At 46.1% G+C, this 14,978-nt stretch carries 14 protein-coding genes and 1 pseudogene; 2 read left to right on the top strand and 13 right to left on the bottom strand.

Annotation, left to right across the window (positions count from 1 at the left end; all coding sequences use genetic code 11):
* Positions 1 to 262, bottom strand: a pseudogene (locus L865_RS0108885) (IS3 family transposase); the annotation flags it as partial.
* Between the two features lie 98 nt (positions 263 to 360).
* Positions 361 to 3,204 (bottom strand): ExeM/NucH family extracellular endonuclease, encoded by a 2,844-nt coding sequence (locus tag L865_RS0108890; protein ID WP_028772905.1) that lies wholly within the window; start codon positions 3,202 to 3,204, stop codon positions 361 to 363.
* Between the two features lie 485 nt (positions 3,205 to 3,689).
* Here L865_RS0108890 and L865_RS0108895 point away from each other — a divergent pair, with 485 nt between their 5' ends.
* Together L865_RS0108895 and L865_RS0108900 are read left to right on the top strand one after the other, a co-directional pair.
* Positions 3,690 to 4,991 (top strand): anaerobic C4-dicarboxylate transporter, encoded by a 1,302-nt coding sequence (locus tag L865_RS0108895; protein ID WP_028772906.1) that lies wholly within the window; start codon positions 3,690 to 3,692, stop codon positions 4,989 to 4,991.
* A 265-nt stretch (positions 4,992 to 5,256) separates the two neighbouring features.
* Entirely contained in the window at positions 5,257 to 5,454 is a 198-nt protein-coding gene (locus L865_RS0108900; RefSeq protein ID WP_028772907.1) for a hypothetical protein, read from the top strand.
* Between the two features lie 279 nt (positions 5,455 to 5,733).
* Here the strand turns inward: L865_RS0108900 and L865_RS0108905 are convergent, their stop codons facing one another.
* From L865_RS0108905 to L865_RS0108960, 11 genes are all read right to left on the bottom strand, one after another.
* Positions 5,734 to 6,990, bottom strand: a complete 1,257-nt coding sequence (locus L865_RS0108905) for an ABC transporter permease (protein WP_028772908.1) — start codon at positions 6,988 to 6,990, stop codon at positions 5,734 to 5,736.
* Positions 6,987 to 8,195: an efflux RND transporter periplasmic adaptor subunit gene (locus L865_RS0108910; RefSeq protein WP_028772909.1), complete on the bottom strand. Its 1,209-nt coding sequence runs from the start codon at positions 8,193 to 8,195 to the stop codon at positions 6,987 to 6,989. Before L865_RS0108910 ends, L865_RS0108905 begins: the two co-directional genes overlap by 4 nt.
* Positions 8,192 to 9,373 (bottom strand): efflux RND transporter periplasmic adaptor subunit, encoded by a 1,182-nt coding sequence (locus tag L865_RS0108915; RefSeq protein WP_051484534.1) that lies wholly within the window; start codon positions 9,371 to 9,373, stop codon positions 8,192 to 8,194. The genes L865_RS0108910 and L865_RS0108915 overlap by 4 nt, the downstream gene beginning before the upstream one ends.
* Positions 9,363 to 10,346, bottom strand: coding sequence for an HlyD family secretion protein (locus L865_RS0108920; RefSeq protein WP_037470885.1), 984 nt, complete (start codon positions 10,344 to 10,346; stop codon positions 9,363 to 9,365). The genes L865_RS0108915 and L865_RS0108920 overlap by 11 nt, the downstream gene beginning before the upstream one ends.
* On the bottom strand, positions 10,336 to 11,025 hold the full coding sequence (locus L865_RS0108925; protein ID WP_028772912.1) for an ABC transporter ATP-binding protein: 690 nt from the start codon (positions 11,023 to 11,025) through the stop codon (positions 10,336 to 10,338). Before L865_RS0108925 ends, L865_RS0108920 begins: the two co-directional genes overlap by 11 nt.
* A 259-nt stretch (positions 11,026 to 11,284) precedes the next feature.
* On the bottom strand, positions 11,285 to 11,674 hold the full coding sequence (locus L865_RS0108930) for a hypothetical protein (RefSeq protein ID WP_028772913.1): 390 nt from the start codon (positions 11,672 to 11,674) through the stop codon (positions 11,285 to 11,287).
* 402 nt (positions 11,675 to 12,076) lie between these two features.
* Positions 12,077 to 12,463 (bottom strand): hypothetical protein, encoded by a 387-nt coding sequence (locus L865_RS0108940; protein ID WP_157577511.1) that lies wholly within the window; start codon positions 12,461 to 12,463, stop codon positions 12,077 to 12,079.
* A 120-nt stretch (positions 12,464 to 12,583) separates the two neighbouring features.
* On the bottom strand, positions 12,584 to 13,048 hold the full coding sequence (locus L865_RS0108945) for a GNAT family N-acetyltransferase (protein ID WP_028772915.1): 465 nt from the start codon (positions 13,046 to 13,048) through the stop codon (positions 12,584 to 12,586).
* A 66-nt stretch (positions 13,049 to 13,114) separates the two neighbouring features.
* The gene (locus tag L865_RS0108950) at positions 13,115 to 13,708 is read right to left on the bottom strand and encodes a GNAT family N-acetyltransferase (protein ID WP_028772916.1); all 594 of its coding nucleotides are present in this window, start codon (positions 13,706 to 13,708) and stop codon (positions 13,115 to 13,117) included.
* Between the two features lie 67 nt (positions 13,709 to 13,775).
* The gene (locus tag L865_RS0108955) at positions 13,776 to 14,279 is read right to left on the bottom strand and encodes a GNAT family N-acetyltransferase (protein ID WP_028772917.1); all 504 of its coding nucleotides are present in this window, start codon (positions 14,277 to 14,279) and stop codon (positions 13,776 to 13,778) included.
* A gap of 126 nt (positions 14,280 to 14,405) precedes the next feature.
* On the bottom strand, positions 14,406 to 14,954 hold the full coding sequence (locus L865_RS0108960; protein ID WP_028772918.1) for an NAD(P)H nitroreductase: 549 nt from the start codon (positions 14,952 to 14,954) through the stop codon (positions 14,406 to 14,408).
* Between the last annotated feature and the right edge of the window lie 24 nt (positions 14,955 to 14,978).

The following is a 14,978-nucleotide window of genomic DNA, read 5'->3' on the forward strand; positions in this document are numbered from 1 at the left end:
GTTTCTCTAATCGTTTGATTTTCTGGGCAGGTGTTTCTTTAGATTTAGACATAGGAGAGTGCTCCATGGGTTGCGTCCAGTCTAATCTACCATGCTTTCTTAACCATGTAAGGACCGTACTTCGACCTTGAATACCGTAGTGCTGTTGAGCTTGCTTATAGGTTAGCTCGCCTTTTTCTACTTGACTGACAACGGCTAATTTAAAGCCTAATGTGTAATCACGTTGTGTACGTTTAATGCTGATTGTGCTTGAAGGTTTCATAGATAAGTCTCCAAAGTGTCAACTTATCTCAGGACGGGACACACCAATAATAAGAAAGGCCACTGTTAACAGTGGCCTTTTTGCTGATTAAGCCAACACTAGAACGATTTAGATTTACTATCTTGTAAACCGTCGTTATCGGTGACAGTTAACGTCACTTCAGACGCACTGCTACCAAAGCTTATTGCCAATAAGTTTCTACTGGTTTTACCGTTGTTAAACTGCCATAACTGCTCAGTAATATAACCATCGGAATCAGTACTAGTGGAGATAAATACCTGCATGAAGCGGAAGTTTACGTGCCTAAAGCTGGCTATCGGCTGTGATTGCTCGGCAGCAGAGTCAACTATCACTTGTTGCTGACTTTGGGTGCTGGCGCCACTATCATCAGTGGCTGTCATCGTCACCATGTAAGTCCCGGCTTGGGCATAGGTATGTGCGGCCGTATCGCCTGTGGCCTGTGCACCGTCACCAAATTGCCACTCAATACTCACCACTTCACCATCTGCATCAGCGGCGAGTGAGGCAAAACTGACATTAAGCTGGTCGATATCAACAGTAAAATCCGCTGTGGGTGGCACATTGTCGGCTTCGAGTAGCAATGAGATAATAACCGGATCATGATCTGACGAACGGTAAGCATCTGCTTGGTATAGTTCGCTTAACTGCGTATCCGATTTATATTCTTCGTTATAATCTAAAACTCGAGGTTCATCGGTATTGATATGCCACTCGGCAATGTCGACCACCTTTTCTAACAGACTTACATTAGCCAATGCGTGATCGAGCTGACCTGTTTCACCTTTGAATATGTAGCTATACGCAGCGGGTTTATTCAAATAGTCATTTAACTCGGTATAGCCAGCACTCGCTAACGCTGTCAGCGGGTCTTCTTTGGCGTAGGCATTTAGATCACCTATCACTAAATGGTCCTGCGCAGGATATTGCGTTTGCATCCATTGTCCAATGGCTTGCGCTGCACGGGTACGAGTTAGATTACAGTTGCCTTGGCCATCGCCCACATCAGGATCATTAAGGCTATCGCAGTCACTGCCTTTAGACTTTAGGTGATTAACTGCAACCACCAATCCTTCTTGGCTATCTAGCAAACTGAACCCTTGAGCCAACATAGGTCGGTTTTTTGTGTCGTTAAACAGCGGTGCGCCCTGACCATCTAGCGGCGAATTGGCGCTAGATAGCACCTGAGCAGCACCATCTAAGCTGAGTTTATCGTTACGATAGATTAAGCCAACAGCAATGGCATCACTGCCGATACCATTGCCTGTACTTGCGACAAAACTATAGCGACTATCACCCCAGGCTTGATTAAGTCCATTGACCAAATCGGCGATGGCAGAATGTTGGTCAAAACCATCGTTCTCAATCTCCATTAGACCAAAGACATCCGCATTTATGCCTACCATGGCACTGATGATTTTGTCACGCTGACGTGCAAACTCGCTAGCTGAATCTGCACCACGTTCGGTTGGGAATCCATTGCCTAAACCATCACCATTGAAATAGTTAAGCACGTTAAAGCTGGCAACAGTGACATTACCGCCCGCGCTAAGTTCTGGCGCTGGTGTGCGCATGTTAGCTTGCACAAAATTGACGGTATCGACAGGCATGAGTCGATATTGATCAAAGCCATAGTGCATAACCGCATTGAGATTACTGATGCTATCACCCACTCGCACCGTGTTGGCAGCACTTAAGCCCGGCTGTGGGTAACGAATAGGGTCTGGGTTTTGTGCGGTAAGACCATCGTCGAGAATCAACGTATCTTTGAGGTTGGCTGCGGTTACTGCCAGCGCACCAGCACCAGGAGCAGCCACTTGAGTTCCAATAAAGTGACGGCTACTACCCAGTAACAGTTCACCATAACGGCCTAGATTATAAACTTCGTTGACCACCAAAGGTTGAGCAAAGCTCACTAACATACCTTCAAACGCTTCAAAATCGGCGAGGCTATCGACCGGAAGTTGAATTTCAGCGGCGCTAGGTAAAACAACATTAGTCTGACATAAAGCATGGGCACTCACCTCAGCAAGTTCAGTCAGTCCGTTGTACTCTTTTACCAATGCTTCAACTCTAATTTGATCGCCAACCTGATAACCCAATTGGCCGCCACTGTATACGAATACACCTTCAGAGGTTAACGGGTCGCCATCAATATCACTGTCTAGACTTTGAATGAATAGCCCATTAAGACCCGCCTCTTGGTTGCTGGTCACTACCGCTTCAACCACAACGGTTTGGCCTACAAGCGGGCTGGCATCACCACTGCCCTGTATCGCATTAATAGGCGTAGCCGTTTCACCACAAACAAAATCAACTGGGTCGGTAGGATCAGTTGGATCTGTTGGGTCAGTCGGATCGGTTGGCTCCCCTGCATCAAACAAACCTAAATCTGAACTGTCATCGGTTGCAAATCCAGACCAAGCCGTTAAGGTGACTTCATCACTGGGGTCAATATCAGCTACTAACTGGTCGGTTAAACGGCGCAAGGTATTATTTTGAGTGGATAATTCACCCGTGCCCCACTGTGAACCTGGGTCGACACCCACTTGACCCAAACTGTCTACCACCGTACCGGCTTTTGAAAGCACAATGGCGTCGTCGCCATTAAAAAAGCTACTGCTACTGACCTGATCTGTGACTGCTAAAATATCTGCATTAGCATCATTGTCCGCCAATACAAATACCCCTTGCGGCTCCAGATTGCCCACCAAGTCTATTGTGGTACCGGCTTGGTCGCTGCCATTGAAGTAAAAGGCCAATTGATAGCCCGCCAAGTCAATGGCTTGTGTGCCATTGTTGTATAGTTCAATGGCTTTATTGTTGCTGCTGCCCTCAATATACTCACTAATAAGCAAGTCATTAGCATGTGCGCCGGTCACCGACGCAATTGCTAGTGCGACAACACTGAATTTAGATAACATGAAAACCCCTTATAACATCCTAGTTTTATTTGAATTTAGATCTGTTTGCCTAAATTTCGTTGGCTTTGTCTTAAAGCTCGGATGACTATAAGGCAGTCAAATTACATTTTGCTTACACCTGTATCAAATTTAGCGCTTTAGACTGATACTCTTTACCTATTTATCAATCATTTAGATGAACACCACCCGCTGAAAACTCCCACTAAAGTTGCAGCGTTTGTCGGTCAATTCTCTGTATCACTCAGCTATGTCACTACGGCTATCTCACTACAGCTAAGGCAATGTCGATTAAGCCGGCGACCTAAAGTGCGTCAGATCACAATCAATCGCACTCAAGCCTGTGGCAGTTCACAACTTGCACAAAAACTGAATTAGTAAAGCCGATAAAGCGCTAAACAGGCGTAAAATTGATTATTGCTGCACCTCGCAGCCAATTAATCTACTGTTTAACTATTCACTAGCGGAAAACCCGCACTGAGGCTGGCATGTTAGTCGCTGAATTATTTATCGTATTGGCTTTTATTTATCTTGGCGCACGCATGGGCGGGATTGGTATCGGCTTAGCTGGCGGTGCAGGCGTTTTAGTACTGACACTGGCCCTTGGGGTTGATGCTGGCAGTATTCCAGTTGACGTAATTTTAATTATCATGTCAGTTATCGCGGCTATCTCCGCCATGCAAGTCGCTGACGGACTCGACTGGCTGGTTGATTTAGCCGAGCGGTTCTTACGCAAACACCCTAAACGCATCACGTTTTACGCCCCTATCGTTACCTATTTTATGACCTTACTCGCCGGTACCGGTCACACAGCATTTTCGACCTTACCGGTTATTGCTGAAGTTGCCAAAGAGCAAGGTATTCGTCCATCAAGGCCACTGAGTATTGCGGTTATCGCCTCACAAGTTGCTATCACCGCTTCACCAATTTCTGCAGCGCTGGTGTTTTTCTCAGGCTTGCTCGAACCTATCGGTGTGAGCTATCTAACACTGTTAGCTATCTGTATTCCTGCCACGTTCATCGCCTGCTTAATCGGCGCATTTGTGGCTAACTTTATTGGCTGTGAACTAAAAGATGATCCGGTTTACCAACAACGATTGAATCAAGGTCTAACGGCCAGTAAAGGGCCCACTGCGCGCAATATTCTGCCCAGCGCCAAACCAGCAACCTTAATCTTTGCTGCAGCAATTGTCAGTGTGATTGGCTATGCTACGCTGATTTCAGATTCAGTTGGGCTGATCGCCTCCCCAAGCCTAAGCCGCAACGAAGCTATCATGGTATTCATGCTCGCTGCCGCGAGCCTCATTGTCACCCTCACTAAAATTGATGCCGCCCAGATCACCAATACGGCCACTTTCCGTTCAGGCATGAGTGCCTGTATCTGTGTTTTAGGGGTTGCTTGGCTTGGTGACACGTTTGTATCACATCATATTGACGCCATTAAAGCATTCAGCGGCGACCTATTAGCTCAATACCCATGGTTATTAGCGGTGACCCTTTTCTTCGCTTCAATGCTGCTCTATTCACAAGGTGCAACTACCACGGCACTTATGCCTGCGGCTTTAGCAATTGGTGTTTCACCTTTGACTGCTATCGCATCGTTTGCAGCAGTCAGTGCGTTATTTGTTTTGCCAACTTACCCAACCTTGCTGGCCGCTGTAGAGATGGACGATACCGGCTCAACGCGCATTGGTTGCTGGGTGTTTAACCATCCGTTTTTTATACCGGGTGTGGTCACCATCGTAAGTTCGGTCATACTGGGCTTCATTATTGGTGAGTTACTGCTGTAATCAACTTAACACTCGCCAAGCAACATCATTAAAAACAGCGCCGTCAATCGGCGCTTTTTTTATGGCCCATTAGCGGCAATCATCTTGGTGCGAATGGTATAAAGCCACTTGCAAAAAATTGACGTTCATTGCTAATTAAGTGTGATTTACAAAAGCGTCAAAAACCCAGTAAACATGGGGCTTTCGACAAGATATTGGCAGTATCACTAGCATAAAAATCGCGCTATAGTGCTCAGCCCCAATCATTATATTGAGTGTGTTTGCGATGTTTAGAGTTACCATATACGCCATTTGTGCTTATGCATTTTGGCTTACTTTTGTCGATGTTTCGGCGTTTTTTGAGCCAGAAGAAAATAGTACAGAAGAGGTAGAATCAGCATACCAAACAGAAGCTTATACTAAGCAATCAACCCAGTTGCAACCTGAGCCGGTGATCATTGAAACCGCGCTTCTTAACGAATAACCTCGCGGACAAGCAGTCGCATATGGGCAATAAAGCACGCTATTAGCTCGTCTTGACACCTTAGTGAATGCACTTGCTGATAGCAAGCTGCCAGTTAATCCCAGCCACTTAGCGCCACTGTATGCGTATTTGGCTGCATCTATACTGTCGATAAGGCTAATGCTTGAGTTTTTATTTATATCAAATATAAATAAGAAGCGTTGTAAATTGACAATCTGAATATATAGATTGTTCGCCTAACGACGCTGTCATTAGGCGAACATTCACTGTTAAAGGCGATTAATCTCGCTGTAATGCCACAATAGGGTCAAGTCGTGCGGCTTTTTTAGCAGGATAGAGGCCAAAACCCACGCCAATGGTCATACATACACCAAGCGCGAGAATAATTGCAAACGGCGACCATGCCACTGGCCAGCCCGCTGCGGTAGAAATGATCACAGCCAACAGCAAACCAACCAATATACCAATTAGCCCCCCGGTTGCTGAAATTGCGATACTTTCAATAAGAAATTGCCGCGCAATATCTTTTCTACGCGCGCCTAATGCACGCAGTAATCCAATCTCGCCAGTCCGCTCTAGTATCGTCGCCAACATGATATTCATAATGCCAATGCCACCCACTAACAAGGAGATTCCGGCTACACAGGCCATCACGATATTAAATATTTGCTGGGTTTTTTGATGTTGCGCCAACAAGTCAGCCGGCACTACAATTTCGTAGTCTTTCTCACCACCATGACGCCGATTCAATAGATGGCGCAAACTCTTGGCGGCCAAAGTAGGTTCAACCCCAGCAGATAACGCCAACTTAAACGAATCTAGCTCAGCCTCAAGGGGCTTAAAGTTCATTTTCTTTAAAGCCGTCGCTAACGGAATGAACACTTGATTGCGCTCGCCACCCAATTTAACACCTTGGATTTTGGAGTTGCCTACCTCACCTTGAGACAAAACGCCCACCACAGTGAACCATTGATGGTTAACTTTAATAATGTTACCCACGGCATTACCTTGAGGAAACAAACTCCGCGCGGCTTCTGAGCCTAATACGGCGACCTGCCGATAATGCGCATTGTCACTGTCACTAAAGGCTTGGCCATCATCAAGAGCAAAAGCACTCAATGCAAAATAGTTAGCCGTTACCCCTTTTACCGAAGCATCACTGCGCCCTTCAGTACTAAACAGGGAAAAGGTTTTAACCTGCTTTTCAGCGCTCCAATTTTCTACAAAAGGCAATGTCTCATTGGCACTTTGCACATCGCGTAAACTCAAACCTATACTATGTTCACGCACAGATTTAAGTGCTTCGCCATCGGCTGGGCGGGCATTAACCACCAGATTATTGACCCCCATCGATTCAATCATCTTCAAGGCTTCACGCTCAGCCCCCTCACCGACACTTAACATGGCAATAACGGCGCCTACACCAAAAATCATTCCAAGCAGAGTCAATGCGGTGCGTAATTTATGGTGGCGCATCTCATCGAAAGCTTGCTTGATGCCTTCGAAATATAAAGTCAGCTTGCCCTGTTGGCTCATACTCGACTCCTTTTCGGTGGTGTGGTCAATGCAATCACATCACCTTGATTTAATCCCTGTTTTATCACGGTACGATTTAGGCTGCGGCTGCCTGGCTCAACGGTTTGTTTAGAAAAACCGCCACTGGTCTTTAAATAGACCCAATACTGACCCTCTTTTTGAAACAGCGCTTGATTAGGTACAGTCAACACATCTTTTTCAGCAAGCGCATGCACTGCGGCGTTAACTTGACGACCCGGTTGCATCAACCGCTCGACGGTTTGCTCAAGTTTAACGGTAAATTGAAAGTAATTAACCGGTGAGTCTTTTTCCCGAGGTTTGGCTAAAGCATCAACTTGAATCACTTCGCCGTTAAAAGGCTTGTCAGGATAAGCATCAAGATAAATAGTGGCTTTTTTGCCCAAACTTAACCCCGCAGCTTCAGATTCAAGCACAAATAGCTTTGCCTGCATCTCGCGGGTATCAGGTAGCGTGCCAATAGGAAAACCTGAGAACATCATATCGCCCACCACCGGGAAGGTGCCGTCCCAGCCCGCTTGATAAACAAACAGGCCATCGCTTGGCGCAACAATATCCATTTGACTGAGGTTGTTTTGGTAACGACTGATTTTTGCGGTAAGCCCCTGTTGCTGCAACTTGATTAATTCAAGCTCAGCTTGCGCTTGCGAGCCATGCTGCTCAATACCCCAGCCATAGAAATCTAATTTGGCATCGAGATAGTCTTGGTTTCGCATCTGCTCTATGATCTCAATTTTGGTGTAAACCCGCTCATCTTCACTGAAAAAGCGTTCAGCTAAATCACGCTCTTTGGTCGTCACCTCAGTGCCGGCATAGAGCTCATTACTAATCGTTTGATCTTTTTGCGTTTGCATCGAACCATCAAGATCAAGTCGGTCATAATCAAACTGCTCCATACGCAGTCGATAGCTCTCACGGGTTGGATCCATTTTGGCAATCACATCACCTTGCTTTACCTGGGTAAAATTATCTTGGATCCACGCTAAAGATTGCGGTCCGCGCAGCCCCGGCGGCACCACAATGGAGGTAGATTTGCTAGCCTCTAATTCACCATTAGCGGGAATTTCGACGGTAAAGTCACTGCGCTTAACCTCCATCGTTAACACACCATCGCTATTGTTATCACTGCAGCCACCTACAAGCACCAACAAAGGTATGACAACCGCCATCAGTTTTACATGCTTCATGGTAAAATCACCTCATCGCCTACAGTGACACCTTCGGTAATCGCCACTTTATCTATTCCTACATCGCCCAAGGTCACCAGCTGTTTAGCTTGGCCCCATAGCTTACCGGCGGTATACACATAAGGACGGCCATCGTCGTAATGCACCGCTTCAATTGGCAATAGATTCACTTGATCATCATTGGCGGTATTAATCGCAATTTTCGCCGTCATACCTGGACGCATTAAATCAGTATCGGGTTTGGCAATGCTGGCCACCGCATCAAACACCACCAGTGGAATATCTTGGTTTTTATGTCTAAAAACGGCGCCGAGTTCGACAATCTCACCGTTGAAAACCCGCTCTGGGTTAGCATCTAGACGAATTTTGATTTGCTGGCCCAATTTAACCCGGCGAGCCTCAACTTCAGGCACCGTCATATTCACTTGCATATGAGACAAATCAGGAATGCTGAGCGCTGCATCCCCCACATAAACCGACTGGCCTTCTTTAATTTTATTTCCCTGCGGATCATTGCCATAAACCACCATTCCCGCCCGTGGCGCTTTAAGGGTCAGCGAGGCAATACCGCGTTGTAGGTTAGCCACTTCAGCGGCAAATTTTTGCTCATCACCACTTAACATTGCTTGGCGTTGCTTGGCACTTTTTATTTCTAAATCAATTTGTTGCTCTGTGAGTAGAACCTTGTCTGCAGCAATTTCCGCATCGCGTTGATATTTCTGCTTTTCAATCGCAGCAACCGTATCATCGGAGAGGTCAAATTTGCGCTGCGCTTTTTCAAAGTTCATCTTCGCTTCGGCTAAATCAAGCCTTAGCTCCTCTAACTTCTTCGCATTGCGTAATTTGGAAGTTTCAATATCTTGTTGGGTCGCAGCCAGCTTGGCCGATCTTACCGACAGGCGCTGACTCACCTCAGAGGTATCGAGCCGCGCAACGACATCCCCTTGTTTAACTTCACTGCCCTCAGGCGCAAGATATTTCACTTGATATTGCCATACACGACGCATTGCCGGCGGCATCATCGATACCGTATCAGCTGAAACTAACTCTCCGGTCACTTCAATTTGTTGAGCCAATACACCCTGCTCAACTTCGGTCACAGCATGACCATTGCAGCCACTTAATGCCATTGAGCCCACCAGCACAGCCAATGATGTCGTTAAACGATTACAAAACATTAGCGACCTCCGAGGTATCAACCATGACGCTCATACCCGGTATGAGTTTAATATCTAGCGCGTCGGTAAAATCGATTTCGACTTTAAACCATTTACTTTTGCCCCACGCGGGCTGCGCAATGGCTTGGCGGCCGATATCACTAATCACACCACTAAACTCGCGTTCTGCCTGGGCATCTAAGCGCAGTGTTACCTGCTGTTGTGGTTGGATCTTATCGACATCGACCTCGTTTACCCACGCTACAACTTCTAGTTCTTCTAATGCTGGAATCATCGCCACTTGGCGGCCAATTTGTACTGTTTCGCCAACGTTAAACTTCTTGTTAGACCAAGGGTCACGCGAATACAGCACTGGCCCAGTTATTTCGGCACTGAGTTCAAGTTGCTCGAGGCCATTTAACGCCTGTTGCAGCTCTAACTGTGCTTTATGTTTGTCAATCGCGTGTTGCTCGGTGGTGGCGCGCTGACGATCTAAGGTTTCCTCTAATGCTTGTTTTGCCTTGTTGTATTCCGTATTGGCCTGCATTAAGTTGAACTGATTCTCGGCATACTCTTTGGCCGCAATAAAATCTGCCGGCACCTCTGCATCGAATTGGGCCTTTTCTACCTCTAATCGACGTTGTTTGAGATCAAGCTGGGCTTGTAATACCGCCGAGCGTAAGTCAATGGCATTGCTTTGCTCTTGGGCTGTTACCCGCAATAAACTGGCTTCAAGTTGCTCAATTTGATTGGCAATTTGGCTTTTATCAAATATAATCACAGGTTGGCCTTTCTGGGCAATCTGCCCTTCGGGCAACATCCACTGAATCTGATATCGCCAAGCATCGCCGGCTTTAGGCACGGTAAAGGTTTGAGATTGTGCAGACGAGATAGCCCCGGTTAGCAATAAAGGCTCAGTGACTGATTGCGCCAGCAACGTGGTTGGCCAAGAAAGCAATATAACTGCACTAAGTTGAAACCAGCTACGCAGCATAAGTATCACCTCGCGTCTCAATCTCGACGATGCCGCCATCACGCATGCGGATCACTCGCTGTGCATACGCTGCAACCTCTTCTTCGTGAGTGACCAAAATAATAGTTTGACCCGCTTGATGCAGCTCGGTGAACAGTTGCATGATCTCTACTGAGGTTTTGCTATCCAATGCCCCTGTGGGTTCATCGGCCAATAAAATTGCCGGTTTATTGATCAATGAACGCGCAATCGCGACACGTTGTCGCTGACCACCCGACAGTTGATTTGGGCGATGATGTTGACGGCTATGTAACCCCACTCGGTGTAACAGTGATTGTGCATACTCATCAGCACTATCGGGATCCTCGCTGTAGCGCATTGGCAACAATATATTTTGCAGGGCACTCAAGCGCGGCAGTAAATGAAAACTCTGGAACACGAAGCCAATCTCTTTGTTTCTCACCGCTGACAGTGCATCATCATCAAGCTGAGCGACCTCTTGGCCATTGAGCTGATAATGCCCGCTAGTGGGCTTGTCCAGACAACCAATGATATTCATTAATGTCGATTTCCCGCTACCCGAAGGCCCCATAATCGCGATAAATTCATTGGCATTTATATTAAAATCAACCCCAGTTAGTGCGGCAACAAGGTTCTCGCCCATCTGATAGGTTTTGGTTAATTGAGAGACACTAATCATAATATTTCGCTTAACACTGATACTCATCCTTAAGGCTTCACCGGTGTGGAGAAAAATCCATTTTTCGCATAGAGAGATGCAAGGTCGTACCGCAAGAGCTCGACCTATTTAATAACAGTCACTTTATTGGTTAACTGCCATTGATATTTGAGAAACTTGGGTTACTAAAGTTCAACAACGGATTGAATAAGTCAAGAAAAAAGCGAGTTAAAGAGTATTTTTCATACGAAAAACAGTTTATTACAACAAAGTGGCAACATTAGGCCGTGATCGCACCCAGGACACTCAGTGCGGAAATGGTCAAATACAATAGCCAGTGATTGACCTTAATAAAAGGCGTTTTTAGGTCACTGACAAAGCTGATATACAGTTGCCAGATGGCAAAAATACCGCAAGCCATACCGATAAACAGCACCATGCCAAAACCCTGCATAGAGGCGATGACACCAAAAGCACAGGCGGTCAGTACCGCTGCACTGAGCAATAATATCACCGACTGATAATGATAGCTACATTGCAATAAGGTTTTAACCATGGGGTCAAGCTCGCTATTTTTTAATGGCACGAGTACTTGTTTACGACCAATCGTTAATTGCCATAGCAGCAACAGCGCAGCACAACTTCCTGCTGCAAGAAAATAGATATTCATATCACCCTCAGAATTGCTAGCCAGTGGCTAACCCAGTTGGTTCACTTTTGCTCATCAAAGCAATAGACCTTACTAGTTGGCCTTTGCTTTCATCATTAAAAAACGCGCCGAAGCGCGCTTTTATACCAATCAGTATAAACATTTAGTCACTCAGCGAGAGTTTAGCGGTTCTGAGGTAAGGCAACGAGTGAAGAGCATAGTTATTCTACGGTTAAGCTCGTTAACACAGCATCAGAATCGCTAAAACTCGCCATTCTGGCGCGTTTTGGCTGCCTACTTCTGCGTTGAATAATTTCACAAGGGAACAACCATGGTTTCAATCATTCGCCTTGAATTAGTTTGCCCAAAGCGCGCTGAGTAGATCAAATTCTTATACTGATTGGTATTAATCATTCAGTTGAGTTACATTGTTGCCATGATCCAATAATCGAGTCGTTTTTGTGGTTCGGCTAATAGGCTCTTACAGGGTTCTTTGTATTTCCCCATTAATCGACCTAAGGCTTTGTTATTTGGAAGGCTATCGAGCTGAGCTTGTTTTTGGCTGGCGAGCAATTTTTCAACGTCCGCTTCTGCTTGATATTGTTTAGCAAGTGTCACCGCCTGCTGTGATGATTGCTTCAGCCGCTCACCAACTGCCGCCATTTGCGGCGCATTCATGTTAGCGATTGCATCAGACGCAATCTCATAATAGGCCGCACATTCCAATACTTCTTTATTAAATGCCACTTCAGCATCTGATGCTTGTTTAGCCTGCACTGCCGTGCTGGACATTACCCACATCGACATCATCGCTGTTGCGAGCATTCTTTTATTCAACGCCATCATTTGTTCCTTGCGTGAGTCCCACATCATCACCTGCTATTAGGTGACAACTGCAGCATTGTTATTATTGATTGCATTCACATATTTCTACTTTAGCTGTGACTGAATATCAAGTACATAGGTAAAAAAGCTTTGTTCTTTAACAAAGCCCAGCTGTTGGTAAAGCGCTTGTGCGGTATGATTGTGCTGATGGGTTTGCAAACTTAAACTACTGACTTGCTGCGTTTGGGCAAATTCAATGGCCGCTGCCATTAACTGTTTGCCTATCCCTTGCTGCCGAGCGTTTTCAGATACAAATAGGTCATTTAAAATTAAAGATCGACTGACACTTACAGACGAAAAACTCCAATAAAGCTGCACAAAGCCTTGTGCTTCACCTGTCTTGCCACGGGCGATAAAAATAATTCCGCTGTCGTCGGCTAAGCGCCGAGTAATAAATTCAGTGGCCACCTCTATGTCATCAACTTGCTGATAAAACTGTCGATAGTCATTAAATAACTGGCTGACCTCTTGATGATCAGCAATGGTGGCACGGTGAATAATCGATGCCATTTCAACTCCTTGAAACTTGTCGTGGCCTTCTAGCCTGCGCTGTTAACACAGACCCTCAGCGAGGTATTAATCAGCTGTAAGCCGAGCTTTTAACGATTGCTTCACAGCGGGCCATTCGCTATCTATGATGGAATACACCACGGTATCGCGTATGGTTCCATCTTTTAAAATACGATGGTTACGCAGCACCCCATCTTGCTTAGCCCCTAGGCGCTCTATCGCTTGTCGCGAACGTTCATTGTGCCAGTGGGTGCGAAACTCGACAGCTAATACATCAAGCGTCTCAAACGCATACGCTAACATCAGCAATTTAGTTTCCGTGTTTACCCCTGTGCGCTGTGCTGACTTGGCATACCATGAATGACCAATCTCTAACCGTCGGTTGGGCTGATCCCAATTGAATATCCGTGTACACCCCACAACGCCGCCTGAGTGCTTATCTCTAACCACATAAGCTAGCGCCTCACCCCGGCTCTCTTGAGCCAATGCCAGCTCAACGTACTCTGCCATTTCATCGGGATGGGGTACCGAGGTAAACCACAACGACCAAAGCTCGCCATCAGTCACTGCAACACTTAGTGCTGGAATATGATCTTTACTCAATGGCTCCAAAACAACATGCTGACCCACTAAGCCTCCAAGCTCAGTCACTTTATCCATACATCCTCCCTTTATTGGTTATTATTATTGTTCAGATAACTGCTTATTATTGAGTAAATAGTGATAGCTATAAAGCGCGTTGAAACAACATGACCTGCTCATCTGGTTGCCAATCTATTAATCCTTGAGATGTAAAACCTAGCTTTTGGAGCACGTTGGCCGACGCTTGGTTACTCGGTGAAATCACGCCATAAAGTTGCGCTAGCCCTTGCTGTTTTGCCCATTTTAGTACGGCCATAGCCGCTTCGGTAGCAAAGCCCCGTCCTTCATATTGCGGCAGTAATGCGTAGCCAATATCAGGGAACGGTAAATGGTCTCGTTTAATCAAACCCGCTTGGCCTAGCCACTCGCCTGTCGCTCTATCTTCAACGGCAAACATGCCAAAACCATGTTGCTTGTAACTGGCCAAAGTGCCTTGCTCTAGATACTGCTTTGCTTGGCTTTCATCACGAACGCCTCGATCGCCGATGTGAGTAATAAAGCCCTCAGTATTGACCAAATTCAATACCTGAGCGGCATCAGCAATTGTAAGTAGCCGTATTCGTAATCGGCTTGTCTCTATCGGTTGCATCAATATCTCCCTATATATCAATATACTACTATACGAACAATATTCAGCAGAAGATAGCGACCCTAATTGAAGATTATTAAACTTAGCCACCTACCCATTGCAGCAGCATCAGCTTAAGCACAAACTTTATAAATAACGCACCACATTATCCCCTTTGCGGCTCGGTTTGCTTGGCGCCTTAACTGCTGGCGTACCTATGTATAAAAAGCCAACAATTTGATCTGCATCTGTAAGTTCAAGTCGTTGGTGTAAGTGACGATTAAACGCCAAGCCACCCGTGCGCCAAATCGCACCGAGTCCCAAAGCAAACGCTGCTTGTTGCATGGCCATTACCGCACAACCAGCTGCAAGCTGTTGCTCCAAAGCCGGAACTTTAGGATGAGCTGTCACCTTTGCAACAATAGTTATTACCATAGGCGCTCTGAACGGCATTTTGGCACATTTTTCTAGTAGCTCTTCATCGCCACCCTCAGCCTTAGCCGCTGCGACAAAATGATCAGCTAATGTTTGTAACCCTGCTTGCTGAGCGATAATAAATTCAAAAGGCTGTATGCCTCCGTGATCTGGCACTCTGAGCCCCGCTGCGATAATCGTGTCTAGCTGTGATTCTGTGGGACCAGGCTGTTGTAAACGTGGAGTTGACTGACGAGTAGTAAGTAATTCAATGGCGTCCAATGCATACGCTCCATATAAAAAAGT

This window comes from Shewanella waksmanii ATCC BAA-643 (assembly GCF_000518805.1).
GTDB lineage: Bacteria > Pseudomonadota > Gammaproteobacteria > Enterobacterales > Shewanellaceae > Shewanella > Shewanella waksmanii.